Origin of the sequence: Caulobacter segnis ATCC 21756, assembly GCF_000092285.1 — a bacterium.
Classification (GTDB): domain Bacteria; phylum Pseudomonadota; class Alphaproteobacteria; order Caulobacterales; family Caulobacteraceae; genus Caulobacter; species Caulobacter segnis.
In genome coordinates this window covers 427849-453250 of record NC_014100.1, presented here as the reverse complement: position 1 = coordinate 453250, position 25402 = coordinate 427849, and the positions used below count along the sequence as shown (strand labels likewise).

Below are 25402 nucleotides of genomic sequence, written 5' to 3'. Positions count from 1 at the left end.
CTAGAGGCTGTCGTCCAGGAAGGTCAGGAACGCCTCCAGATCCAGTCGCCAGCTGAACTCGGCGTTCGGCCGATGGTGACCTTCCAGATAGACCTCGGTCTCGCTGAGCGGCGAGGGCGCGAAGAAGGCGCGCCAGTCGACGCCGGCGAGCAGGGCGATGTTGCGCACCCAAACGCCCGTGAAGTTGCTGGGCTGCAGCTCGATGATCTTCGCGCCGGGACGGCAGAACAGCACATTGGCCAGGGCCGCGCCGGCGGGAGCGACGATGACGTCCGCTTGATGGAACAGCGCGACCTGCTCGCGCACCGACAAGGCCTCGGGCTTGACGATGGCGAAGCCTCGCGCAGCGAGCGCCGCCTCAAGCTCGGCCTCGTTGACCAGGATCCGCTTTAGCGATCCCAGGCGACTGACATAGATCTTCTTGGCGCCCGCGCCGGGGTCGACGGCCGCGGCGGACAGGACCCGGTCGCGCACAAAATCGAGCGGCGCGTTGGGCGCGTGCAGGAAGTGATCCATCGCCGTCGCGAAGATGGCGTCCTTGATGCGCACCAGCGGCGCTTCGATCACCTGCGGGATGGACTGGGGACCCAGCATCAGCGAGAGCAGCTCCCGGTGCCAGGGCAGCATCGGCGGGGCGATCGCCGGGAACCGCTCGGTCGCTCCCGCCTGGATGGCGGTCGCCAAGGCCGGAAGGCAATCGATCAGGAAATGGCCGTAGTTATGCAGGCCGCCCCACGCCATGAAGACGGTCGCGCGGTCCAGCGTCGGGACGTCCTCGGGCGGCCGGAAGATCGCCTTGGCGTCGCTCCCCTCCCCCTCGACCGTCACGCCGGGCAGCAGACCCAGGGTCGGCGTCAGATAGAGGGCTTCGTGGATCGCCTTGTGGAAGACCTGGCCCTGGTCGTTGAACAGCGCGCCATAGGCCGGGGCGTGCCAGACATCGGGCGCACGCACGAGGTCCACGCGCGAACGCAGCACGCCGTTGGCGCCATGGGCCCAGGGCGGAACGTCGACGCCGCCGCTGCGGCCGCCCAGAAGCGCCCGGGTCTCGGGCTCGTCCAAAATAACCTGGGCGACGGCCTGGGAGATCGCGCCCGGCCTCGTTGGCGACGGCCCGATCAGCACGTTCTCAACGCGCGGCAGCACATCCTCCTCGAACACGAGCGCGAGCGGCGTTCCGGCGGGCGGTGGGCGATCGGGCAGCATCGCCTTCAGGCGACGCGCGGCCCGGCGGGCGAGGTTCACGGCCCGCCTCATAGTTCGAAGCTCGCGCGATAGCCGGCCCGGGCGACGATGGCGGCGGTCAGGCGCTCGATCGCATGGGCGGTCGTGCCGTCGACGCGGCCCAGCTCCGGCCCGAAATCGATCTCGGCGTCGGTCAGGTCGGAGAGCGGCGCGAAAGCTTCCGTCCGTCCCCAGAACATCGAGCCAGCGGAGAAGGGCGTCTCGGGCGCCAGCTTCAGGCCCATCCGCCGCGCAAGGCGGTCGGCGTCCTGACGATTGTTGTTCATCACGTCCGGATCGCCGATCCGCAACCGTGAACCGGCCGCGGCGAGCAGACCCAGCTTCGCGTCCTGGGCGAAGGCGCGCAGCGCTAGGGCGGCCGCCTCACCGCCCAGCAGGCCGTCGACCAGCTCGGCGCGCCATTCATCGCCTTTGGCCCGGTGCGGCGAGCGCTTGGAGTGTAGCTTGCAGAACACCGAGTAGCCCAGGGTCCGCGCTCGGCGCAGGGTCTCTACGAACGGCCGGATGTCGCGACCGCGGTTCTCGGCGATCGCCAAGTGCGCCATCGGGAAGGTCGCGCGGGCGCGGGCGAGATCGGCCTCGCTCCAGGTTTCCGGCACGGTGATCATCAGGTCCAGAACGTCAGCCGTGGCGGCCAGCCGCTCCGCGAACCAGTCGATCAGTTCCGGGTAGAAGAGATGCAGCAACGTCACCGCGTCGGCGCGCTTGACGAACGCGGCTTGGGCCTGCGCCACCAGCGGATGGGCGTCGGTGAGGCGCGGCTGATAGGCGCTGAGCGCGGCGCGGGTGGCGTGCAGATAGCCGTGACCGAACCAGCGATCCGGCTCCAGATAGGCGCCCTCCCCCCACTCGTTCCAGGCGTTGACGAACACCATCGCCTCGCCTTTCGGATGACGAGCGACCGCGTGCGTCAGCGCGCCCGACAACCAGGTCAGATAGCTTTCGGGATCGGCGTTGTGGAAGGCGTGGCCGGCCCAGGGCTTGCGCGCCTGGTTGTCCCAGCCGGGCATGACGCCGGGCACGTAGGCCGCGTCGACCCGCGAAAGCTCCGACAGCTTGTGCCGGACCACCGCCGGGTAGTCGTAGACCTTGCCCGTGAAGTTCTCGTGCAGCGGAGTCACCGCCTTGGTGATCTCGCCCTCGACGATCGCGTGCGGCGGGAAGTCGATGATCCCGTCGAAGCCATGCCCGGCGTAGTCCTGGAAACCGAAGGCCGTCGTGCAGAGCAGGTGAAGCTCACCCAGCCCCATGGCCCGCGCCTTGGCCCGCCAGCGCTCGGTGGTGGCCTTGGCTTCCGGCAGGATCTCGGGGCGATAGAGCACCAGGATCGGCTTGCCGCCCACCCGCAGGTAGCGCGGATCGCGGATGTAGCGGGCCATGTCCTCAAAGACGGCCTCGTCGTCCTCGGGCGAGTGCTTCTGCGCCATCAGGACGTCGGTCTCGTCGCCGTCCCAGCGGCGCGTCCAGTTCTCGTTGGCCCAGCACAGCGCGAACGGCAGGTCCAGCGTCGGATCGGCCAGATAGAGCTCGATCGGCTTCTCCAGCAGCCGCTTGCCGGCGAACCAGTAGTAGTGGAAGCAGAAGGCGTGGACGCCTGCCCCCTTGGCCAGTTCGACCTGCTGGCCGATCACCTCGCGCTGGCGCAGGTCATAGAAGCCGAGGTCGCCCGGCAGACGCGGCTGATAGTGGCCCAGGAACTGCGGCTGGGCCTTGGAGACGTTGGTCCACTCGGTGAAGCCCTTGCCCCACCAGGCGTCATTTTCCGGGAACGGATGAAACTGCGGCAGGTAGAAGGCCACGACCTTCGGCGCGTCGGCCGGCAGCGTGAAGGGGGTGGCGATCGGCGCGGCGAAGTGCGGGCTGCGCAGGTTCTTGGAAACCTGGATGGCGTGGGCATAGGCCGCGCGGACCGGCCCAGCGTCGGCGCTCTTGGCGCGGCGGGCGCGAACCTGTTCTACGACCGCGCGCCCCGTTCGCCAGGCGGCGCCGACAGGCTGGCGCAGCGGGCCCAGGGCCGGCTTGATCGCCTGGATCGCCACGCCCTTCCAGCCACGGGGATCCTTGCCCAGATGGCCCGCGGGCTTGACCGCGATATCAAGCACCGTGAAGCGGCATACGCCCTCGGAGGGATCGAGGCGAAGGCGCAGCAGTTGCCGGCTGCGGGCGGGCAGCGACGCGAACCAGCCGTCGGGCCCCGCCTTCAGCCGCGCATAGGAGTCCTCGGAGAAGCCGTCGCCCCAGTCGGCGAACAGCGCTGGACCGACCAGCTCGCCCTCGAGCGCTTCCAGCTTGACGTCGACCCGCACCGTGCGGGCGGCGCGCAGGGCCGCACGTTCGGCCTTGGTCGGTGTCCAGATCATCTGCGGATCGTCGCCGGTTCCGACCAGCACGACGCGTCCCTCGGCGTCGACGCCCTCGATGGAGACGTCGCGGCCGGGCTTGAGACTGGAGGGAAGCGTCGTCATGCCTTGCCCGTGAGCCCGGCCAGCAGACGCGACAGGAGACCGCCCCGACCCGCGGGCGGGCGCTTGCGGATCACTACCGCGGCCTGCCAGAACTGGGCGGGATCGTCGACATAGCGCACGACCTCGCCGTCGTGCGGCGCGGCTTCCTTGGCGACGAACTTGGCCGTTACGACCGTCTCGCCATAGACGTCCCGCTCGCGATAGGCGCCGCCGCCGGAAGGGAGATAGGCGATCCCCTCGCGCGACAGATCCTCGCGCAGTCCCGGCAGAAGGTCCTTGTAGACCGACAGCGCCGCCAGCCAGGCGTTCGGCGAGTTGACGTCCGTCGCCTCGAGGAAATCCAGGAAGCGCGGAGGCTCCACGGTGAACACCAGGAGGCCGCCGGGCGCCAGGACGCGCAGCAACTCCGCCAGCCAGGCCCGGAACAGGTGCGGCGGCAGGTGGGTGAACACCGAATAGGCGGTGATCAGGCGGAACGATCCATCATCGAACGCCAGAGGCTGGCCATTGGCGATCGTCTCGAACTGGCCTGGCAGATTGGCGCCGGCGCAGAAGGCGACCATGTCCGGGTCGATGTCGACGCCGACCATGTTCTCGGACGAGAAGTCGCGCAGGAAGAAACGGGCGATCCGCCCCCAACCGCAGCCGAAGTCGAGATAGCCCTTGCCGGGGGAACGCTTGTAGGCCTTGTCGACCATGCTCTCCTGGGCGAAGGCGTAGAACTTGCCGGCTTCGTCCAGCGCGTCCTCATAGGCCGAACCCACGAACTGGCGCTGGACCTCGGCGGAAGGGAAGTCGGGGAAAACCCGGCCATCCTGGACGCGCTCGGCGACCGAACGCTTCAGACGCGCGATCCAGGCGTCGAGCTCGACGCCCCTGATGTCCTCATGGGCGAGGGGGCGGACGGCGTCGGTCATGCGGCTTGGGTTTCCCGATAGGCCAGCCAGTCCTCGGTGGACCCAAGGAAAGCGATGCGGCCGGCCTTCAGCTCGCAAACGCGGTTGCAGACGCGGCGGACCAGGTCGTGGTCGTGGGTCGCCAGGACGACGATCTTGGCGTCCTCGACCATCTTCTGCATGCGCAGGCCGGCCTTCTTGACGAAATCGGCGTCGCCAGCGCTGAGCCATTCATCCAGCACCAGGATGTCGGCCTCGAACTCGGTCGCGACCGAGAACATCAGGCGCGCCAGCATGCCCGCCGAATAGGTGCGCACCGGCAGGTGCAGGAAATCGCCGAGGCCCGAGAACTCGGCGATCGTGTCCACCCGACTGTCGATCACCTTGCGCGGCAAGCGCCGCATCAGGCCCAGCTTGTGGATGTTGCGAAGGCCGGTGGCCTCCATGTCGATGCCGGCGTTGATGGCGATCATGGAGGTGATGTCGCCGTCGATATGCAGCTCGCCCCGGGTCGGGTGGTAGATGCCCGCGATGACCTTCAGCAGGGTCGTCTTGCCCGACCCGTTGTGACCCACGAGGGCGATGCGGTCGCCTTCGTTGATCTCGAGGTTGATCTCCGACAGCGCCTTGACCGCGGCCACGTCACCGGCGGCCTTGTACATCTTGCCGCCGACCGCGAGATTGAACACGGCGCTGCGCAGCGACTGCGAGCGCAGGCTGTAGACGAAGTAGTCGAGATCGACGTCGGTCAGCTTGATCTGGTGGGTCATCGCCGTCTCCTACAGCCAGAAGACCACGCGCTTGCGGAACATGGCCAGCAGCGCGAAGGCGACCAGGGCCAGGACGCCGGTCGTCCCGAGCACCCAGATCCAGTCGTTGACGGCGGGAGCATGTCCCAGCAGCGGCGCGCGCAGCAGATCGACCTGGTGCGCGAACGGGTTCAGCTCGACCACCCAGCGACGCTGGGCGCTGATGTTGTCGGCCATCCAGAACACCGGCGTGACGTAGAACAGCAGCTGCACGATGTAGCTCATCATGTAGGCCACGTCGCGGAACCGGGTCGAGGGGATCGCGATGATGAAGCCCTGGAGGCAGACGATCAGCAACATGAGCGCGAACGCCGGGATCAGCGTCCAATGGGGAATGACGAACTTATGCAGCACCAGCATCACGGCCCAGAAGGCGATCATCTGGGTCAGGAAGTTGGTCGCGGCCTTCTGAGCGTGCAGGAAGACGTAGAAGCTCAGCGGCAGACGTTGGCTCTGCATCAGCCCGGCGTTGTAGAGGAAGATCGCCTGGGCCTCGGCGATCGTCGTTCCCACCAGCGACCAGGCTAGAAGTCCCGCCACCACCTGCGGGTAGCTCTTGGACATGTCCACGCCCATCAGGGTGCTGACCAGGAAGGCCAGAGCGAACGCGACGACCAGCAGGTTGCAGGCCATCCAGAACGGGCCGAGCACCGAGCGCTGGAAACGGGAGGCCGTCTGGTCCAGGCCGAGCCGCCACCACAGGGGCGCCAGACGAACACCGTCCGTAACGTCCTTGATGGCCGCCATCACTGGGCTCGGCATGCGGATCCTTCCTTGGGGCCGTGGACGGGCCGGAATTCAACATCATCGCGACGAAATCAGGGCGGATATAAGCGCCCGATCATCGCGTCGCGACGCCTCTCGGCGCCGGCAAGGCGCCTGCTTACAGAGCGCCGCGCGCCGCGACAATGGTTCGGCGCGTCGTCAATCGCCGGTCTCCGAGAATAGCGCGCCGCCTTTACGGCAAATTCGCACATTCGGGTCATGGTGGCGCGTAACCCTCTGTGGCGATTTCATGGTCTCTTCTTCTTTGGCGGTCTCCGCCTCTTCCGCGATCTCGGCCGACGACCGGACGGGCGCCTGCCTTGAGGCCGCGCGCAGCGCGATCGAGGGTCGTTTCCTCGACGTCGGCGAGGTGTTGTCGCGCGCCGTCGACGGCATGAACGCGCTGATCACCGCGCTAGATCGCATGAAGGAAAGCCTCGACGGCGACAGCGTCGCGACCGCGGCGCGTGAACTAGGCCAAGCCTCCGACACCCTGCGCCAATTGCCGCAGAGCCTGGAGGGACGTCTCGAAAAGCTGAGCGGCCTGGTGAAGGTCGGGGCCGAGCTGAACAAGTGCATCGAGGACATGCACAAGCACCTGGCCTACCTCCGGGTGTTTGGCGTCAACATCAAGATCACCTCGGGCGGCATCGCCGCCGCGGGTCCGGAGTTCGCGATCTTCGCCCAGGAGATCTGCGACTGCATCGAGCTAGGCCGCAACCAGCTGGACACCTTCCGCGCCGATCTGGCCGGGCTGGACGGCGACCTGCGTCAAGCCCTGGGCCAGGAAGCCGATCTCGCGCGCCGCTGCGACGAGTTGCTGCCGGCCGTGCCGGACTCCCTGGTCGCCCAGGTCACGGCGATCACCGCCCACCAGGCGCGGATCGGCGAGATCAGCCAGCAGGTCGCCGGCCTGGCGCGCGAGGTGCGCAAGAAAGTCGCCTCCGCGCTCGCCGCCCTCCAGATCGGCGACATCACCCGCCAGCGGATCGAGCACGTGCAGTTCGGCCTCGCCCTGATGGAGGCCCCGGAGGTGCACGCCCTGCCTCCCGAGGCGCGCGCGCGGCTGACGACCTTTCTGCGCCGCGTGCTGATCGCGCAATTGGACGCCACCACGCGGGATTTCCGCCGCGACGTCTCGCGCATCGGCCTCAACGTCGGGGCCATGGCGGCCGACGCCAATGAGATCCTACGCTTGCGCGATCACGCCGAGGGCAAAGGCGGCGAAGGCAACTTCCTGCGCGGCCTGGAAGCCAATGTGGGCAAGGCCTTCGCCCTGGTTGACGACATCGAGGCCGGCGAACGGTCCGCCGAAACGGTCAGCCGCTCGGCGGCGCGCTCAGCTCGGGACCTCGCCGCCCAGATCGCCGCGATCCAGAACATGCGCGCCGACGTGCAGATGATGGCGATGAACACGACGCTGAAGTGCTCGCGCATCGGCGAGACAGGCAAACCTCTGGGCGTCATCGCCATCGAGCTTCGCCAGCACGCCACCCACCTGGAGACCTCCGCGGGGCACACCCTGGCCGCGCTGGAATCGCTGTTCGGATCCACGACGGACGAGGCGGTCGACGACAGCGAGCTCCTGGAGCGCCAGGCCAGCGCGGCCTCGGCGGCGGCCGAGGCGCTTCGCGACGCCGTCGAACGAATCCGCAAGACCGGGGACGAAGTGGAGGGCGACCTCGCCAGCGCGGCTCAACAGGGCGGCGCGGTCGTGGATATGCTGAGGCAGGCGGCCACGCGTTTCGACTTCGACCGTCAGGTCGGTGGTTATCTCGACGAAGCCCTGGGCCTTTTGAACCGGGATCTCGGGCAGGATGGCCCCATAGACGATCTCGCGGCGGTGCTGGCGCCGCTGATGGCCAAGCTGTCTCGCACCTACACCATGGCGCAGGAGCGCGAGGTCCATGCGCCGTTCGCCGATGCGGTCGGCGAGGTTCCGGAGCTGAACCCGCACGCCCAGCCGCCCGCCGCCCAAAGCGACGACGACGTGCTGTTCTAGCCTCGAGCGGGCGCGCGCCCTCGGCCGCGCCTTCCGCTCTAGCGCTTCGAAGCTTTCTGGATTTCAGCGGCGATCTGCTGCAGGGGAACCACGCGATCGACGCAGCCGCGCGCGATCGCTTCCTTGGGCATGCCGAACACGATCGAGGACGCCTCGTCCTGGGCGATCGTGAAGGCGCCGGACTGCTTCATCTCCTCGAGACCGCGGGCGCCGTCGTCGCCCATGCCGGTCATGATCACGCCGACGGCGTTGGAGCCGGCGGACCGAGCGGCCGACCGGAAGAGGACATCCACCGACGGGCGGTGTCGCGTCACGAGCGGACCGTCCTTGACCGAGACGTAGTAGCGGGCGCCGCTCCGCTCCAGCAGCGTGTGCTTGTTGCCGGGCGCGATCAGCACCCGTCCGCGCAGCACCGTATCGCCGTCCTCCGCCTCTTTGACCGACACGGCGCAGATGCTGTCGAGCCTCTGGGCGAAGGAGGCGGTGAAGCGCTCAGGCATATGTTGGACGATGACGATGCCGGGCGAATCCGGCGGCAGGGTCTCCAGAACGGCGCGTAGCGCCTCCGTGCCGCCGGTGGAGGCGCCCATGCAGATGATCGTTTCCGTCGTGCGGGCCATCGCCTTGCTTCCGAGCGCCGCCTTGGGCGGCGGGGGCAGCATGGCGTCGGCGGTCAGCTTGCGCTCGGGCTCGTACAGCGTCCGACCGACCGCCACGGGGGGCCGCCGCGCGCCCGAGACCCGGGCGCTGGCCGCGGCCTTGACCGCATCGCAGATCCGGATCCGCGATTCCATCAGGTGCTCGGCGACCCCGACCTTCGGCTTCAGAACAATATCGACCGCCCCGGCCTCCAAGGCCTGCATCAGCGTCTCGGTGCCGTCCTCCACCAGCGACGAGCACATCACAACCGGTACGGGGTGCTGCGCCATCAGCTTACGCAGGAAGGTGATGCCATCCATCCGCGGCATCTCGACGTCCAAGGTGATGACGTCTGGGATCTCGTCTCGTATGCGGCGGGCGGCGACGAAGGGGTCGGAAGCGACCCCGATCACTTCGATCTGCGGATCGGATTCCAATACGGACGCCAAGGTCTGCCGCACGGTCGCGGAGTCATCGACGATCAGGACCCGGATTTTTCGATCGACTGGCACGGCTAGGGCTTCTGGAACACGGTGTTGGCCACCTGTCGGACAGGGAGATCCAGTCCGACGATCGACTCAGAATGGCCCAGAAACAGATAGCCGCCAGAGACCAGATGGTCGCAGAGCCGGCCCAGCACCTTCGCCTGCGTCGGCTTGTCAAAATAGATCAGGATGTTGCGGCAGAAGATGATGTCGATGTCGCGGTCGACCGGATAGACGTCGTCCATCAGGTTCAACCGTCCGAACGCGACCTTGGCGCGAAGTTGGGGCCGGATCCGGACCTCGCCCGACGAACGGTCCTTTGACTGCATCAGGTACTGGCGACGGCGGGCCATGGGCACGGGGTCGATCATCGTTTCCGGGTAACGGCCGGCAACGCCCTTGGCCAGGACATCGGTGCAGATGTCGGTCGCCAGGATGGTGTAGTCGAGACCCGGCCGGTCGGTCACGAAGTCCTCCAGGACCATGGCCAGGGTGTAGGCTTCGGCGCCGATCGAGGCGGCCGCGCTCCAGATCCGGATCGGCTTTCGCCGGCCCTGGGCCAGCGTTGGCAAGCCCGTCGCCTCCAGGAAGTCGAAGTGCGTGGGTTCTCGGAAGAACTCGGTCTTGTTGGTTGTGACCACGTCGATCAGGTGGACCGTCTCGGCCTCCAGTCCATCGTCCTCGAACAGGAACCGGCAGTAGTCATTCAGATTGGTATGCCCATAGGTGCGCATCCGGCGACGCAGGCGGCCCTCGAGCATCGTCTTCTTGTTGGCCGGCATCTTGATGCCGCTGTACGCGTGGATGAAGGCCGACAGCCGCGCGAAGTTCTTGGCGGACAGTTCGTCCAACTGCGGATCAATGGTCTGCGCGAGGGGGACTTGCGACACGGATTCTACTTTCGTCGGGCGCCAGCGCGCTCTGCTTTTGTCCGACGCTCGCGCGTCAGGCGGCCTGGGCGATGAGCGCGGCGTCCTGGCTGGTCAGCAGCCTGGGGAGGTCGAAGATCACGACGAAGCCGTGGTCGCGACGGACCACGCCCTTGATGTAGTCCGACCGCCACGGCACGCCGATATCGGGCGCGGCCTCGATCTCGCTGGGTTCGAACGTCGCCACCTCGATGACGCGATCGGCGACGAGGCCCAAGGCCAGGATGCGATCATCGACCGGCACGTCCAGCACCAGGATCCGGGTCGCCAGGTCCGGCGATACGCGCGGCAGGCCCAGCTTGGCGCGCAGGTCCAAGGTCGGCGTGCCCCTGCCCCGGACGTCGGTCAGCCCCAGCAGATAGTTGGGACCTTCCGGCAGGGCGGACGGGGCGCTGTAGTCCAGGATCTCGCGGACGAAGGCGACCGGCACGGCGAAGACCTCGGCGCCCAGGCCGAGTGTCACGCACTGCCGCTCGAGGAAGGCTTCGCTCATGCGACATACTCCTTGAATTCGCCGTCGTCGGCGTCGGGGCCGCCAGTGGTGAGGTCGAGGGCGAAGCCCGCGGCGCGCGCCTGCTGGGCGGCGACCGGTGCGCGAGCGGGCGACTTGGCCTTCGCCAGCGCCCTGGGGACGGCGGGCGCCTTGACCGGCGGACGCGCCGGACGGCGCGTCTGTCCGACGCTGTCGGTCCGGAAGTAGGCGATCGACGCCTGCATTTCCTCGGCCTGGGCCGCCAGTTCCTCCGACGTCGCCGACATCTCTTCCGAGGCCGAGGCGTTCTGCTGGGTGACGCGATCGAGTTGCTGGATCGCCTCGTTGATCTGGCTGGCGCCGATATCCTGCTCGCGGCAGGCGGCGCTGATCTCCGAGACCAACTCAGCGGTCTTGCGGATGTCGGGAACCAGGGTCGTCAGCATCTCGCCGGCGGTCTGCGCGGCCTTCACCGTGTCGGTGGACACGGCGCTGATCTCGGCGGCGGCCGTCTGGCTGCGTTCGGCCAGCTTGCGCACTTCCGAAGCGACCACCGCGAAGCCGCGACCGTGTTCGCCGGCCCGCGCGGCCTCGACGGCGGCGTTCAGGGCCAGCAGGTCGGTCTGACGCGCGATCTCCTGAACGATCGTGATCTTCTCGGCGATGGTCTGCATGGCGCTGACCGCCTTGGTGACCGCCTGGCCGGACGTTTCCGCCCCGATCGCCGACTGGCGAGCGATCTTCTCGGTCTGCGAGGCGTTGTCGGCGTTCTGCTTGATATTGGCCGCCATCTCTTCCATCGAGGCCGAGACCTGTTCGAAGGCCGAGGCCTGTTCGGTCACACCCTGGCTCATCTGCTCGGCGGTCGCCGACAGTTCCTGGCTGCCCGCCGAGACGTTCTCGGAGGCCGAGATGGCGTCGGCCACGATGCCGCGAAGACGGTCGACCATGCGCTCCAGCGCCAGGCCCAGGACGTCCTTCTCGGAGATCGGCTTGACCTGGACCGTCAGATCGCCGTCGGCGATGCGGTCGGCCACAGCGGCGGTGGCCTGCAGGTTGGAGGCCATGTGGTTGATCGTATCGACCAGGTCCTTGATCTCGTCGTTGCTGGTCGCCTTCACCTTCTGGGTCAGGTCGCCCTGAGCCACGGCGTCGGCAAGCACCGAGATCGCCTTCAGGCCCTTGCTGATGTTGTACGCGATCCAGGCGGCGGCGGCCGCGGCCGCAACGGTCGCGACCACGACCAAGCTGACAAGGATGTTCCTCAGATGAGCGAAGTCGACGTCCACCTTGGCGACGGCCGCTTCCAGTTGCTTGTCGGAGAGCGCCACCAGCGCTTCAACTTGCTCGCCGATCTCGCCGGCCAAGCGGTGCGACTCACCGTTCGAAAGGGCGATGGCCTCGTCGCGGCGGCCCTGCTGGATAAACTCCCGAAGGCGATCATCCACGGTCTCAAAACGCTTCCAGGCGTGATCGAGGTCTTCCCATCTCGCGCGGGAATCGACCGGAACCTGCTCAATGGTCTTAGCGATCAGCTCATCGAACACCTGCCGATCCTCGTCGATCCGTCGCGAGAGGGCGGCGATCTCCTGAGCGCTGTCACTCGTCAGCATGTTCTTCTCCGCGCGCGTCACATCCAGCGCGCGGATATTCAACTGCTGGGCGGCCTTGAGATGCGCCGCCGGGCCCGCGACCATGGCGTCCATTTCTCGGTTGGCGCCCGATAGTCCGTTCAGGCTGAACAGCGAAGTCCCGATCAGCAAGAGGATCATGAATCCGAAGGCCAGGGCCAGTTTGAGCTTGATGGTCAACCGCATGGTTGGGCCTCTTGGTTGGGGCGGCGAGGGCCAACGGTCCCCGCCTTTTCGCTAGGTCTCAGGCGTACTCACGAAAATCGGCGTCATCGGAGTCGGGGCCGCCCTTGGTCAGGTCCAGCGCGAAGCCCGCGGCGCGGGCCTGCTGAGCGGCGACCTGGGCCCGGGCGGGAGCCTTGGCCGACGCCTTGGCGGCGGACGGAGCCGCGCGTTTCGCCACCGGGCGGGCCGGGGCGCGACGGGCGGCGCCGGCGCTGTCGGTGCGGAAGTAGGAAATCGAGGCCTGAAGCTCCTCGGCCTGGGCCGCCAGCTCCTCCGACGTCGCCGACATCTCTTCCGAGGCCGAGGCGTTCTGCTGAGTCACCTTGTCCAATTGCTGGATCGCCTCGTTGATCTGGCCGGCGCCGACATCCTGCTCGCGGCAGGCGGCGCTGATCTCCGAAACCAACTCGGCGGTCTTGCGGATATTCGGCACCAGCGTCGTCAGCATCTCGCCGGCGGTCTGAGCCGCCTTGACGGTATCGCTGGACACCGCGCTGATCTCGGCCGCGGCGCTCTGGCTGCGTTCGGCCAGCTTGCGCACTTCCGAAGCGACCACCGCGAAGCCGCGACCGTGTTCGCCCGCTCGAGCAGCCTCGACGGCGGCGTTCAGGGCCAGCAGGTCGGTCTGACGCGCGATCTCCTGCACGATGGTGATCTTCTCGGCGATGGTCTGCATGGCGTCGACGGCCTTGTTGACCGCCTGACCCGAGGTCTCGGCGTCCAACGCCGATTGACGGGCGATCTTCTCGGTCTGGGAGGCGTTGTCGGCGTTCTGCTTGATGTTGGCCGCCATCTCTTCCATCGAGGCCGAAGCCTGCTCGGCCGCGGCGGCCTGTTCGGTCGCGCCTTGGCTCATCTGTTCGGATGTGGCCGACAGCTCCTGGCTGCCCGACGAGACGTTTTCCGAGGCCGCGACAGCGTCGGCCACGATGCCGCGCAAACGATCGACCATGCGCTCCAGCGCCACGCCCAGCATGTCCCGGTCCGACCGGGGCTGGGGCTGCACGGTCAAGTCGCCGTCGGCGATCTTGTCCGCGATCGAAGCGGTGTCTCGCAGATTGGCGACCATGCGCTCCAGCGCCAGGCCCAGCATATCCCGGTCCGACCGGGGCTGGGGCTGGACGGTCAGATCGCCGTCCGCAACCTTGTCCGCCACGCCAGCCGTCTCGCGCAGATTGGCGGTCATGCGCTCCAGCGCCATGCCCAGCGTATCCTTGTCGGACAGCGGCTTGGGCTGCGCGCTCAAGTCGCCATCGGCGACCTTGTCGGCCACCGCGGCCGTCGCGCGGAGATTGGCGGTCATCTGGTTCACCGTCGTGACGAGATCCTTGACTTCGTCGTCGGTGTGAACCGCCACCTCTTGATTGAGATCGCCAATCGCGACCGCCTGAATGGCGGTCCCCACCTTGCGCAATCCGCTCGTGACAGTCCGGGAGATCCACACCGCCGCGCCCGCGCCAATGACCAGCGCCACGACCACGACCCCGATGAACAAGGCCCGCGAGTTGGCGAACACCTTGTCGCCCGTCTCGCTCGCCGCCTTGCCGCCCGCGACGTTGAGGTCGACCAGGCGCAGAGTATCGCTCGACATGTCGTCGTAGAGCGGCTTGCTATCCTTCAGGATCTGGGCGGCGGCCTGGTTCTGGTTTTGACGGGAGAAGGCAAGCGCCTTGTCGGCGTCTTGAAGATAGCTCTCATACTTTCGCGAGAACGCGTTGTAGATGTTTCGCTCCCCATCGGACGAAATCAGCTTCTCGTATTTCGTTCGCTCCTGGGCGATGAGATCCGTCGTTTGCTTGATCTGCTTCTCCACCGCCGCCATGTCGGCCGGGTCGGTCGACGCGACGTGAGCGTAATGCTGCGCCCGCAGATCGGAGGTCGCCGTGTTGATGCGATGCACCGCGTCGATGCTGGGCATCCAGTTTTCGGTGATGATGGTGGACTGGTCATTCACCGTCGCCATCTTCGCGACGCCCACGACGCCAAGAATGGCCGCCAGCAGAAGAACAGCGGCGAAGGCGCAGGCCAGCTTCAGTTTGATCGTCGCACGCATCTCAGAATTCCTTTGGGCGAATGATCGGCGCTATCGGTTGGCGCGCCTGCCTTACGCGTACTGACGGAAATCGGCGTCGTCGGAGTCAGGGCCGCCTTGGGTCAGATCGAGGGCGAAGCCTGCGGCGCGCGCCTGCTGGGCGGCGACCGGGGTGCGGACCGCCCCTTTGGCGGCCGGAGCGGCGCGCTTGACCGGCGGACGAGGCGTGGCGCGACGGGCGGCGCCAGCGCTTTCGGTCCGGAAGTAGGAAATCGAGGTCTGAAGCTCCTCGGCCTGAGCCGCCAGCTCCTCCGACGTCGCCGACATCTCTTCCGAGGCGGCGGCGTTCTGCTGGGTGACCTTGTCCAGCTGTTGAATGGCTTCATTGATCTGGCTGGAGCCGATGTCCTGCTCGCGGCACGCGGCGCTGATCTCCGAGACCAGCTCGGCGGTCTTGCGGATATTCGGCACCAGCGTCGTCAGCATCTCGCCGGCGGTCTGAGCCGCCTTGACGGTATCGCTGGACACCGCGCTGATCTCGGCTGCGGCGCTCTGGCTGCGTTCGGCCAGCTTGCGCACTTCCGAAGCGACCACCGCGAAGCCGCGACCGTGTTCGCCCGCTCGAGCAGCCTCGACGGCGGCGTTCAGGGCCAGCAGGTCGGTCTGACGCGCGATCTCCTGCACGATGGTGATCTTCTCGGCGATGGTCTGCATGGCGTCGACGGCCTTGTTGACCGCCTGACCCGAGGTCTCGGCGTCCAACGCCGATTGACGGGCGATCTTTTCGGTCTGGTTGGCGTTGTCGGCGTTCTGCTTGATGTTGGCCGCCATCTCTTCCATCGAGGCCGAGACCTGCTCGGCCGCGGCGGCCTGTTCGGTCACGCCCTGGCTCATCTGCTCGGCGGTCGCCGACAGCTCCTGGCTGCCCGACGAGACATTCTCCGAAGCCGAGAGGGCGTCCCCCACGATGCCGCGCAGGCGCTCGATCATCACGTTGACGTTGCCGAGCAGATCGCCGATCTCGTCCCGCGTGGTGATCTCGACCGTCTTGGTCAGATCGCCGTCGGCGACGGTGCGGACGGCCTCGCCGGCGCGGGCCAGCCCCTTGCTCACTACGGCGCCGATGTAGACAGCAGCGCCGATGGCGGCGAGCAGCGAGACGATCGAGACGCCGATCAGAAGGTTGCGCGTCGCCGCGAAGTCCTCGTCGGACTTGGCCGAAGCGGCTTCCAGCTGGGCCTGCGAGAGTTCGACCAACTCATCCGCGCGCGCGCCGGCCTCGGTCACGGCCTTGCGGCCCTCGCCCATCGACAACGCCGAAGCGGCCGCATCGTCACCCGCAAGGCTCAACTGGAACACCTTGGCATGCACGTCGGTCAGTTGCTCGAAGGCTGAGCCGAGCGCTTCCCACTTCGGCTTGCCCTCCGCCGTCGCCAAGCCTTCGGCCTTGGCCAGCAGGGCGTCGAAAGCTTGCCGCTCCTTGTCGAATGACGCCTCCAGCTTGCGCACCTCTTCGGGCGATCCGACCAGGATCATGTTCTTCTCGGCGCGCACCATGTTCAGCAGATGGATTTCCAGCTGCTGCGCGGCCTCCAAGCGCGTGGCCGGCCCGTTGATCATGGCGTCCATTTCGCGGTTAGCTTTCGACAGCCCGTTCAGGCCGAAGAGATTTCCGACCAGAAGCAGGACGATGACGAACCCGAAGGCCAGGGCGAGTTGCAGTTTGATGGTCAGACGCATGGGATTACTCCAGTCGCTCAACGGGCTTGGGTCGGATGGAGGGAAGTGACCGAAGCCGTTTGGCCCCGAGCGGCGAAAATCTGGTCAAGGTCGGGGATGACGATCAGGTCCCCGTCGCGCCGGGCCAGCCGGCGGATGAAATCGGTGCGCCACCGAAGGCCGATCCGCGGAACGTCCTCCGTGGTTTCGTGGGTGATCGTGGTGACCTCGTGCACCTTGTCGGCGCGCAGACCGATCAGGGCGGGCTCTCCGTCCAGCGGATGCTCGATCACGACGATCCGGGTGTCGATGGTCGGGTCCCCGCGCTCCATTTCGAAGGCGACGCGCAGGTCGACGAGCGGAATAATCCGTCCACGGAAGTTTATGACAGCGCCGACGAACGGCGGCGCGCCGGGCACCTCGGTCTCGGGCAGCAGGTCCAGGACCTCGCGGACCAGGCCGGCTTCCAGGGCGAAGGTCTCGCCTTGGAGATCAAAGGTCAAAGCCTCGATGGCGTGTTGGGTCATGTCGCGCTCCGCCTAGCCCGCCACGCGCATCTGCGCGTCATGGCGCTGGCCCAGGTGGACCAGGGTCGGGATGTCGAGGATCAGGGCCACGCCGCCGTCGCCCAGGATCGTCGCGCCCGAGAAGGCGCCGATGTCCGCGTGGAAGCCGGACAGCGGCTTGATGACGGTCTGGTGGTCGCCCAGGATCTGATCGACGACGAGGCCGACCCGATCCTGCCCGGTCGAAACCACGACGATCTTCTGGTGCGGGTCCGGCGCGCTGCCGGTCTTGAACTGCTCGCGCAGGCGGATGAACGGCACGAGCTCATCACGAAGCGTGATCAGGCTGCGACCCGTCGAGCGCAAGTCCTGGGCCGGCGATAGCTCGACGCATTCCTCGACATTCGCCAGCGGAATAACGAAGCGGCTGGCGCCGACGCGGATCAGGAGACCGTCGATAATCGCCAGGGTCAGCGGGATGCGCAGCGAGACCACCGAACCCTGGCCGGGGTTGCTGGTGATGTCGAGCGAACCGCGGAGACCCTCGATGGTCTTCTTGACCACGTCCATGCCGACGCCGCGGCCGGACAGGTTGGTGATCGTCGCGGCCGTCGAGAAGCCGGGCGCGAAGATCAGGTTCAACAGCTCATTGTCGGTCAGGACCTGGCCGGGCGTGATCAGGCCGTTCTCCTCGGCCTTGGCGCGCACCCGGTCGCGATCCACGCCACGACCGTCGTCGGTGATGGTGATCAACACCTCCGCGCCGGACTGGACGGCGGAAAGACGGATCACGCCCGCTTCGGGCTTGCCGGCGGCCAGGCGCTGTTCGGGCGTCTCGAGGCCGTGATCGGCGGCGTTCCGGACAAGGTGGACCAGCGGGTCGGCCAGACGCTCGATCACGGTCTTGTCGAGTTCGGTCGTCTCGCCCTCGATGTGAAGATCGATCTTCTTGCCGGTGTCGTTCTGCAGGTCGTGGATCAGGCGGCGGAAGCGTCCGAAGAGCTGGATCACCGGCACCATCCGCACCACCATCATGGTGTCGCGCATCTCAGCGGCCAGGCGCTCGATCTCTTCGGCGACGGCGCGGAGGGCGGTGTCGAGGCTGGAGGAGGCCAATTGCTTCAGGCGCGACTGGGCTATGACCAGCTCGCCAACCCGATCCATCATCTCGTCCAGCCGCTCGGCGGGGACGCGGACGGTCTCACCGCTCTTGGCGGCGCGGGTGTCTTGGGCGGCCGCCGTCTCGGTGGACTTTTCGGCCTTGACCGCCGAAGGGGATCCGGCGGCCTCGGCCATGGGATTGTCGAGGTCACGAGAAGCGGTCAGCTCCTCGACCTCGAGCGTCATCTCGTCGATGACGAAGATGAAGACGTCGTCGATGGCGTCGCGGCCGTGCGGCGTGGTCAGCAGGACTTCCCAGGCCAGATGGCACTCTGTGGGGACCAGGTCCTCCAGCATCGGCACGTCGTCGGTGACGACCCGGACGTGGCAGTCGCCCAGGTCACGCAGTTCATCGAGCAACGGGAGGGGGCGTGCGCCGTTGACGAGCGCGTCGGCGGGCAGGCTGAAGCGGATCTTCCATTTACGCGCGTCAGGCGCCGCCGGTTCGGCGGCTCCCACGGGCGCGTCGCCGCCCTCGACGGCGGCGTGCAGATCGGCCAGCAGCGCCTCGCCGGCGCCGGGCTCGACCGGACGCCCTTCGGCCAGCGCGCGCATGTGATCCTGGGCGGACAGGACGCAGGCCACCAGACGGGGCGTGGCCGGGACCTCGCCCTTGCGCACGCGATCGAAGGCCGTCTCGCAGTGATGGGTGAAGGCGGCGAGGGCGTCGAAGCCGAACATCGCGCCCGAGCCCTTTAGCGTGTGCAGTCCTCGAAAGACCGCGTCGATCAGGTCTCGATCCCCCGGACGATGCGCCAAATCGAGCAGGCCCTGTTCGACCTGCTCAAGAAGCTCCTGCGCCTCCTGACGGAATGTCTCGATGGGATCGAGGCCGCTCATTTGGCGAGGACCTTCTTGACGACCCGGACCAGTTGGTCGGGCTCGAAGGGCTTGGTCAGCCACCCAGTGGCGCCGGCCGCCTTGGCTTCGGCCTTCACGTCCGCGTCGGACTCGGTGGTGAGGAAGATGATCGGCACCCCGGCGCCGGCGGGCCTGGCCCGCAGCTGGCGGATCATCGTCAGACCATCCATCACCGGCATGTTTAGGTCGGTGACGATCAGGTCGAAGCCGCCGGCGGAAGCCTTGTCCAAGCCTTCGGCGCCGTTGGCCGCCTCGGTGACATTGTAGCCTTCGCTGCTCAGGGCGATCTTGATCGCCGCGCGAATGCTCGCCGAGTCATCGACGGTGAGAATAGCGCTCATGAGTGTGTCTTTCCCCCAAACCAGAAATTCGCGCGATCGGCGTCGTCCGGATCCAGGAAACCGCCGCGTTGAAGAACCTGAAGCAGCGCGCCCTCGGCCGGCTTCTCCAGGCGGATGATCTGGCCGCGCGCGGTCGCCGTGCGCCGGGCCGCCTCCAGAAGTTGAGCGAACGTGAGGTCGACTTCGCTGACATCGTCGAGGCTCACCACGACGGGCGCATCTTGGCCCATGGCGTCGACCAGGGCCAAGTGAGCGTCGGATATATTTCCGATCGTCAAATTTCCCGAGAAGCTGACCAAGTGTTCCGAAACTTCCGGCACCACGCCCCCTCTCGCGTATAAATATACCTCCGCCATCTGGACGGAGATAATCGTGTCTGTATTTTGGGATCCTCAATCTTAAATCGAGGTAAATATGCTTGCCACCTCGCGGCGACATTCCGTCGCATGTGGCTAGACGCCACGCGACTCAAATAACAACGATATTCAAAGTTGGCTTGTAGCCGCAGAAATCCCCCAAAATACTGGGGAGAGGCCGGATTTTGGGCCAGCGCAGGCGCTTCGGCTTCGCCCCACGACGCGATGACAACCCATCCGGGCATACCCGTAACGGGGATGGCGCTAGCCCAGGTACTTGAGCAGGCTCGAGGACGAGAGCGTTCCGATCGTGGAATAGAGCGCCTCCAGCTGGGTCTGGTAGTTGGTGACCAGAACAGCGGCCTGCGCCAAGTCGGCCCCCTTAAGCTGCGAAGCCAGGTCGTCCAGCGTATCGATCTTGGTCTCGTTGCGGCTGATCAGGCTGGAGAGCTGGCTGGCCTGGACGCCCAGTCCTTCCTGCACGGCGCCCACACCCGACACGGCTTCGCCGACCAGGTCGAAGGCGGCCGACAGCGTGTCGGAGTCGCCAGGATCGGCGATGACCATCGACAGCGCTCGAGCGAGTTGCTCGAAACCGCCGGCCTGCGCGGTGATGGACAGAGAGATCTTCGAGCCGTCCACGCTGGCGAACGTCCGGGTTGTCGACGCGCCTTGATAGTAGCCGGTGTTTCCGACGGCGGTGGGATCATAGTCGGCGGATGAAAAGTCGACGGGCGCGGCGTCGACAGCTTCGCCGCCGAACAGATAGACCCCGCCGACCTGACTATTGAGCTGCGTCTGCAGATCGTCGAGCCAGCCTCGCGCGTAGGCGGCCAGGCTGTCGCCGTCCAGGCTGGTCCCGCTGATCTGCGCGGCGAGTTGAGACTTGATCGTATTGGCGAGGTCGGCGATGTCGCCCACCGCCGCATAGGCCGACTGCACATAGGCCGATGCGGTCTGAGCGGCGCCGTTGTCGGCCGTCAGCCGCGTCGACTGGCTGGACATCCTCAGCAGCGAGGCCACGTCCGTGCCGAGTCCCCCGAACGAGGTCGACTTCAGCCCGGTGGACTCCTGGGTCTGCTGGTCCGCCAGCTTGGCCTGGGTGCGCAGGCTGGCGGCGATCAACGCGTTCGAATGTGCGAAGGTGCCTATGCGGGTGATCATCGCGACGCCTCAATTGACCATGTTCATCAGAACGTCGAACAGGTCCTGGACCATCGAGGTCAGTTGGGCGTTGGCCTGATAGACCTGCTGGTAGGTCTCGAGCATCGCCAGCTCCTCATCGAGATTGACGGTGGTGAGGTTGGCCAGGCGATCAACGGCGGCGGCGTAGGCGTCGCTCGAGGTCTCGGCCTGGCTCGCCGCGCCGGCGATCGTGGTCGCCGCCGTCGAGACGAACCCGGCGGCGTAGGTCAGCAGGCTGGACTGGCCCGCCGTCAGATTTCCCGCCGCCGTGAAACTGGTCGACGTCGAGAGCGCGGACGCGATCGCGTTGGCGGCGCCCGTTCCGCCGGACGCGATGGCGATCTGGCCGACGGCCAGGGCGCTCGTGGCGTCCATTGTTGCGGCGGGAAACTTCGAGGCGTCGCTCGTCAGCGTGGAGGACACCGCGATATCGACCGCCGTGTCGCCGGAGAAGACGTCGTTGAAGCCGAAGTAGCCGGAGACCCCCTCGCCGCCGATCGACGCGCCGACATCGGCCAGGGCCACGCCATGGGTCGACGACGCGGCGGCGATGGTCAGCTTGCCATTCGAGATCGAGGCGTTCAGCCCACTGATGGAATTGAGCCCGGCGATCAGATCATCGACCGTGGCGTAGGCGGACAGGTCGATATCCTGGGTCGAAACCACCGCCCCGCTGGAATTGGTCACCGCCACGCGCACCGATCCGGTCGCGTTGAAGGCGTCGGATCCCGACACCGCTATGGCGCTGGTCAGGCTGTTGGGCGGCGGGCTCGCCGAGCCGCTGTTGGCGGCCGCGTTGACCTGGCTGATCAAGGTCGAGGCCAGCTGGTCCAAGGCGTCCTGCTCGCCGACCAGCACATCGTCGCGTAGGGAAATCAACCCGCCCAGCTTGCCGGAGGTCAGCGAGGTGGTGATGTCCTTGCCGTTGACCGTCACGCCGGAGATCGAACCGGGATAGACCGTGTCCGCCGACAGGCTGCTCGAAGGGTTGTAGGACAGCTTGGCCACCGAGGCGCCCAGCAGCTGCTCGCCACCGGGGGCATAGACCATCACCCGATTGTCGGACGTCTTGTAGGTCGACACGCCCATCAGCGAGGACAGGGTGGTCACCGCGGCGGCGCGGCGGTCCTCCAGGTCGCTGACGTCCCCGCCGGACGCGGTCGTGCTGACGATCTGATCGTTCAGCGTCTTTATGGTCTCGAGCGTGCTGTTGATCGTGTCGACGGTCTCGCCGATCTCGAGATTGGCCTGGCTGCGCAGGGATTGGATATCGCCCGATAGCGACTGGATCGAAGACGCCAGGCTGCTGGCCGCCGAGACGGCGGAGGCCTTGGTCGCGCTGGTGCTGGACGAGGCCAGGCTGCTCAAGGCGGTCTGGAACGCGGTCAGCAGGCTGGAGACGTCGTCGCCGCCGTCCACCGAGCCGAGACTGGCGTCGTACGACTGCAGATAGGTGTCGATCACCGCGTCGCGACCGTCGGCGGCGGCGGTCTTGTCGACGGTCTTGGCCAGATAGGCGTCCGCCGCGCGGGTGACCGTCGCGGTCGAGACCGCCAGGGTCTGGGTCGTCGCGGTCGTCGTGACGGTCTTGCGGCTGTAGCTGGCGTTGTCGGCGTTGGCGACGTTCGTCTGCGAGACGGCGATCTGGTACTGGGCCGTCGTCAGGGCCGCGCCTGCCGAGGACAGGATCGACGTCAGCGACATGGCCGCTAGCGCTCCCCGCGCGGGGCGCGACCGCCGTAGCCGTCGATGGCCCGGAGGCTGCGGTTCATCGCCGTGAGCTGGGCGCGCTGCGCCTCCATCTCGCTCGCCACGCGCGCCATCCGCCCGTCCAGAGCGCGCCGCACATCGTCGAGGTTCGACAGCATCAGAAGGCGCGCATCGCCCGTCAGACCGTCCAGCCTGTGCGCGACGGCGCGGGCCAGGGCGATGGCGTCCTCGACGGTTTCCACGACCGGCGCGCCCCCACCGCTCTCGCGCGAGGCCTGCGCCTTGGCGGCCAGTTTCTCGAACATCTCCATGGCTAGCGCACGGCTTGGATCAGGGAGTCGAACATGTCGCTGGCGCTGCTGACCACCTGCGAGGCGGCGGAATAGGCCTGCTGGGCGATGATCATCTTGTTGAACTCAGTGGCGATGTCGGTGGTCGAGCCTTCCAGGGCGCTCGCCACCAGCGAGCCCGCACCGCCTTCGCCCGGCAGGTTCAGGTGGACCTGGCCCGCGGCGCTGTTCTCGTCGTAGGTCGTGCCGGAGACGAGGGTCAGGCCGTTGGGGTTGCTGAAGGTGGCGATCGGGATCTGGTAGATCGCCAGGCTGATGCCGTTGTCGAAATTGGCGGTGACCAGACCGTCGGAGTCGATGCTGATCCCGGAAAGCTCGCCGTAGAGCGCGCCGTCCTGCTCGGTCTGGACGTCCTCCAGCCCGATGGTCGACGAGGTCGAGGCGTACTGCGTGACCCCGTCCGTGCCGCCGACCTCGCCAATATCCAAGCTGACCGCGCTGTCGGCCGCGCCGCTGCTGAAGCCGGTGACGGTGAAGTCGAGCGCCGGCGTCACCGAGCCCAGCGAGCCGTCGGTGTTGAAGACGACGGTGTACGGGCCGCCGTTGATCGTCCCGGACTGGGTCGTTCCGTCGGAGGTCAGCACGGGATCGGACAGTGTCAGTTCCCAGGTGTTGTCGGCCGTCTTGGTCCAGGTCTGGCCGACCGTGTGGCTGACGCCCAGCGAGTCGATCATCTGCATGCTGGTCGTCAGCGCCGCGCCCACCGCCGCGTCGGCGGGAACGTTGGCGCTCATCTCGATCTCGGTGGTCGCCTTGGCGGTGCCGCCGATCGAGGACAGGTTGATGGCCGAAAGCCCGGTCAGGTCATTGGTGTTCGACGCCAGCACATTGCCTTCGGCGTCCGTCGGCCACCCCATCAGGTAGAAGCCTTCGGTGTTGATCAGATAGCCGTCGGCGTTGGTCTCGAAGCTGCCGTTACGGGTGTACATGTCCTCCGACGCGGCGCCGGCCGGATCACTGGTGACGACGAAGAAACCGGCGTCCTGGATGGCCACGTTGGTGGCGACGCTGGTCGAGGTCACCGTCCCCTGGACCGACATGGCCTGGCTCGACTTGGCGGTGACCGCGCTGGTCGAGGTGGACGAGCCCTTCCCGCCGCTGACCAGGGCCTGGAAGTAGACGTCGGTGGTCTTGTAGGCCGTGGTCGACGAATTGGCGATATTCTCGGAGATGGCCGAGAGGGCGCGGCTCTGGGCGGTGAGACCCGAGACGGCGGTCGAAAGAGCGGCTGAGAGCGACATGGATCAGCTCTCCGAAGCCAGCAGCGACACCTGGGTCAGCACGTTCGACATCGTGTCCGACATGGTCGTCAGCGTGTCGTTCATGCTGATCTGCTGCTCGAGCTGGGAATAGGTCGCCAGCTGGCTGGTGAACTCGGTGGGATCGCTGGGATCCAACGGGTTCTGGTTCTCCAGCTGGGTCATCAGCAGCTTCAGGAAGTCGGTCGTGCCCAGCTTCAGCGAGCTCGACGAGGACGACGTCGTGCTGGTCGTCGTCGCGGCGCTGGTCGTGGAGGTGACGGCGGTCATCGGAGGCCTCGAGGGTTCCAGAGGTGCGACGCCCTGCCGGCGCCGATGACCTTTTGAACGGAGGCTCCCCGTCGGATGGGGCGCAGAAATTTTCGGAAAATTCGCAGGCGAAAAACACCGCCCCATCCGGACGACACGCGCCGTTCAATCCGTGAAGCCCGTTCGCGAAGAACCGCGGTCGACGCTTCCCGGTCGGGACTTTCCCCGCCCGGCTTCCGAAGAGAAGCGGATTAGAAAATGCCTGTTATCTCGACCAATACGGCGGCCAACACCGCCCTGCGCTACCTGAACAACAACTCAGCGGCGCAGAGCGAATCCCTGGCCAAGCTGTCGAGCGGCTCGCGGATCGTGAGCGCCAAGGACGATGCGTCTGGCCTGGCCATCGCGACGTCCATGAACGCTGACATCTCCGCGCTGAACCAAGCCGCCACCAACGTCACCAGCGGCACTTCGGTGCTGAACACCGCCGACGGCGCCCTGTCCAACATCGCCGACATCCTTACCCGGATGAACGCGCTGACGGCCCAGGCGCAGTCGGGCAGCTCCAGCGATGATGACCTCTCCTACATCACCGCCGAGTACTCGCAGCTGATGGAAGAAATCGACGACATCGCCACGACCACGACCTTCAACGGCGTGGCTCTGCTCGATGGGACGAGCGCCTATTCGACCGGCGTCGATTTCATGGTCGGCACGTCCAGCACCGATATCATCACGGTGACCCTGGACGGCGCCGACACCACCACTCTGGGGCTGACCACGACCGCGATCACCGACTCCGCCACCGCCCAATCGGCGATGGAGGAGATCGACGCGGCGATCACGACCGTTTCCGAAATGCGAGCCAATGTCGGCGCCAGCCTGTCGCGGTTCGAGTTCCGGGGCGACGTGATCAGCACCTCGCTGGAAAACCTGAAATCGGCCGAGTCGTCGATCTCGGGCGTCGACATCGCGAGCGAGCAGACGAACTTCACCAACTATCAGACGCTGACCAGCGCCGCGATTTCGGCCCTCTCGCAGGCCAACTCGATGAGCCAGTCGCTTCTGAAGCTGCTGCAGTAGTCGGCTCGGAAACTGGCGGGGGGGCCT

22 protein-coding genes are annotated in these 25402 nt (G+C 66.8%); 2 read left to right on the top strand and 20 right to left on the bottom strand.

The features are described 5' to 3' along the window. The 5 genes from CSEG_RS02250 to CSEG_RS02230 are packed head-to-tail and all read right to left on the bottom strand — an operon-like array spanning nt 1 to nt 6177. Nucleotides 1-1245 (bottom strand): glycosyltransferase family 61 protein, encoded by a 1245-nt coding sequence (locus CSEG_RS02250; RefSeq protein WP_157952253.1) that lies wholly within the window; start codon nt 1243-1245, stop codon nt 1-3. A gap of 8 nt (nt 1246-1253) precedes the next feature. Beyond that, nucleotides 1254-3710: a glycoside hydrolase family 99-like domain-containing protein gene (locus CSEG_RS02245; RefSeq protein WP_013077629.1), complete on the bottom strand. Its 2457-nt coding sequence runs from the start codon at nt 3708-3710 to the stop codon at nt 1254-1256. Beyond that, nucleotides 3707-4627, bottom strand: a complete 921-nt coding sequence (locus CSEG_RS02240) for a class I SAM-dependent methyltransferase (protein ID WP_013077628.1) — start codon at nt 4625-4627, stop codon at nt 3707-3709. The genes CSEG_RS02245 and CSEG_RS02240 overlap by 4 nt, the downstream gene beginning before the upstream one ends. Further along, nucleotides 4624-5376 carry an ABC transporter ATP-binding protein gene (locus CSEG_RS02235; protein ID WP_013077627.1) on the bottom strand — a complete coding sequence of 251 codons (753 nt, stop codon included), beginning with the start codon at nt 5374-5376 and terminating at the stop codon, nt 4624-4626. Before CSEG_RS02235 ends, CSEG_RS02240 begins: the two co-directional genes overlap by 4 nt. A 9-nt stretch (nt 5377-5385) precedes the next feature. Beyond that, nucleotides 5386-6177: an ABC transporter permease gene (locus CSEG_RS02230; RefSeq protein WP_013077626.1), complete on the bottom strand. Its 792-nt coding sequence runs from the start codon at nt 6175-6177 to the stop codon at nt 5386-5388. Between the two features lie 253 nt (nt 6178-6430). Between CSEG_RS02230 and CSEG_RS02225 the strand changes: the two genes are divergently transcribed. Then, complete coding sequence (locus tag CSEG_RS02225; protein WP_013077625.1) at nt 6431-8182, top strand: hypothetical protein; 1752 nt, start codon at nt 6431-6433, stop codon at nt 8180-8182. A 38-nt stretch (nt 8183-8220) separates the two neighbouring features. Here the strand turns inward: CSEG_RS02225 and CSEG_RS02220 are convergent, their stop codons facing one another. From CSEG_RS02220 to CSEG_RS02150, 15 genes are all read right to left on the bottom strand, one after another. Further along, complete coding sequence (locus CSEG_RS02220; RefSeq protein ID WP_013077624.1) at nt 8221-9333, bottom strand: protein-glutamate methylesterase/protein-glutamine glutaminase; 1113 nt, start codon at nt 9331-9333, stop codon at nt 8221-8223. Between the two features lie 2 nt (nt 9334-9335). Continuing rightward, complete coding sequence (locus CSEG_RS02215; protein ID WP_013077623.1) at nt 9336-10196, bottom strand: CheR family methyltransferase; 861 nt, start codon at nt 10194-10196, stop codon at nt 9336-9338. A gap of 55 nt (nt 10197-10251) precedes the next feature. Next, nucleotides 10252-10728, bottom strand: coding sequence for a chemotaxis protein CheW (locus CSEG_RS02210; protein WP_013077622.1), 477 nt, complete (start codon nt 10726-10728; stop codon nt 10252-10254). After that, nucleotides 10725-12524: a methyl-accepting chemotaxis protein gene (locus tag CSEG_RS02205; protein WP_013077621.1), complete on the bottom strand. Its 1800-nt coding sequence runs from the start codon at nt 12522-12524 to the stop codon at nt 10725-10727. The genes CSEG_RS02210 and CSEG_RS02205 overlap by 4 nt, the downstream gene beginning before the upstream one ends. Nucleotides 12525-12582: 58 nt before the next feature. Continuing rightward, nucleotides 12583-14616 (bottom strand): HAMP domain-containing methyl-accepting chemotaxis protein, encoded by a 2034-nt coding sequence (locus tag CSEG_RS02200; protein ID WP_013077620.1) that lies wholly within the window; start codon nt 14614-14616, stop codon nt 12583-12585. Nucleotides 14617-14667: 51 nt separating this feature from the next. Continuing rightward, nucleotides 14668-16335 (bottom strand): methyl-accepting chemotaxis protein, encoded by a 1668-nt coding sequence (locus CSEG_RS02195; RefSeq protein ID WP_013077619.1) that lies wholly within the window; start codon nt 16333-16335, stop codon nt 14668-14670. A gap of 17 nt (nt 16336-16352) precedes the next feature. Continuing rightward, nucleotides 16353-16841 carry a chemotaxis protein CheW gene (locus CSEG_RS02190; RefSeq protein ID WP_013077618.1) on the bottom strand — a complete coding sequence of 163 codons (489 nt, stop codon included), beginning with the start codon at nt 16839-16841 and terminating at the stop codon, nt 16353-16355. A gap of 12 nt (nt 16842-16853) precedes the next feature. Next, on the bottom strand, nt 16854-18821 hold the full coding sequence (locus CSEG_RS02185) for a chemotaxis protein CheA (RefSeq protein WP_013077617.1): 1968 nt from the start codon (nt 18819-18821) through the stop codon (nt 16854-16856). Further along, complete coding sequence (locus CSEG_RS02180) at nt 18818-19183, bottom strand: response regulator (RefSeq protein ID WP_013077616.1); 366 nt, start codon at nt 19181-19183, stop codon at nt 18818-18820. The genes CSEG_RS02185 and CSEG_RS02180 overlap by 4 nt, the downstream gene beginning before the upstream one ends. Further along, nucleotides 19180-19539, bottom strand: a complete 360-nt coding sequence (locus CSEG_RS02175; RefSeq protein ID WP_083778342.1) for an STAS domain-containing protein — start codon at nt 19537-19539, stop codon at nt 19180-19182. Before CSEG_RS02175 ends, CSEG_RS02180 begins: the two co-directional genes overlap by 4 nt. Before the next feature lie 264 nt (nt 19540-19803). Continuing rightward, a complete protein-coding gene (locus tag CSEG_RS02170) occupies nt 19804-20703 on the bottom strand; it encodes a flagellin (RefSeq protein WP_013077614.1) in 900 nt (299 codons plus the stop codon). A 9-nt stretch (nt 20704-20712) separates the two neighbouring features. Next, nucleotides 20713-22428: a flagellar hook-associated protein FlgK gene (gene flgK, locus CSEG_RS02165; protein WP_013077613.1), complete on the bottom strand. Its 1716-nt coding sequence runs from the start codon at nt 22426-22428 to the stop codon at nt 20713-20715. A 5-nt stretch (nt 22429-22433) separates the two neighbouring features. Beyond that, a complete protein-coding gene (locus CSEG_RS02160; RefSeq protein WP_013077612.1) occupies nt 22434-22745 on the bottom strand; it encodes a hypothetical protein in 312 nt (103 codons plus the stop codon). Nucleotides 22746-22747: 2 nt separating this feature from the next. Next, nucleotides 22748-24025 (bottom strand): flagellar hook protein FlgE, encoded by a 1278-nt coding sequence (gene flgE / locus CSEG_RS02155; protein WP_013077611.1) that lies wholly within the window; start codon nt 24023-24025, stop codon nt 22748-22750. Between the two features lie 3 nt (nt 24026-24028). Then, nucleotides 24029-24313 carry a flagellar hook assembly protein FlgD gene (locus CSEG_RS02150; protein ID WP_013077610.1) on the bottom strand — a complete coding sequence of 95 codons (285 nt, stop codon included), beginning with the start codon at nt 24311-24313 and terminating at the stop codon, nt 24029-24031. A gap of 237 nt (nt 24314-24550) precedes the next feature. Between CSEG_RS02150 and CSEG_RS02145 the strand changes: the two genes are divergently transcribed. Then, nucleotides 24551-25375 carry a flagellin gene (locus CSEG_RS02145; protein WP_013077609.1) on the top strand — a complete coding sequence of 275 codons (825 nt, stop codon included), beginning with the start codon at nt 24551-24553 and terminating at the stop codon, nt 25373-25375. Nucleotides 25376-25402 lie beyond the last annotated feature (27 nt).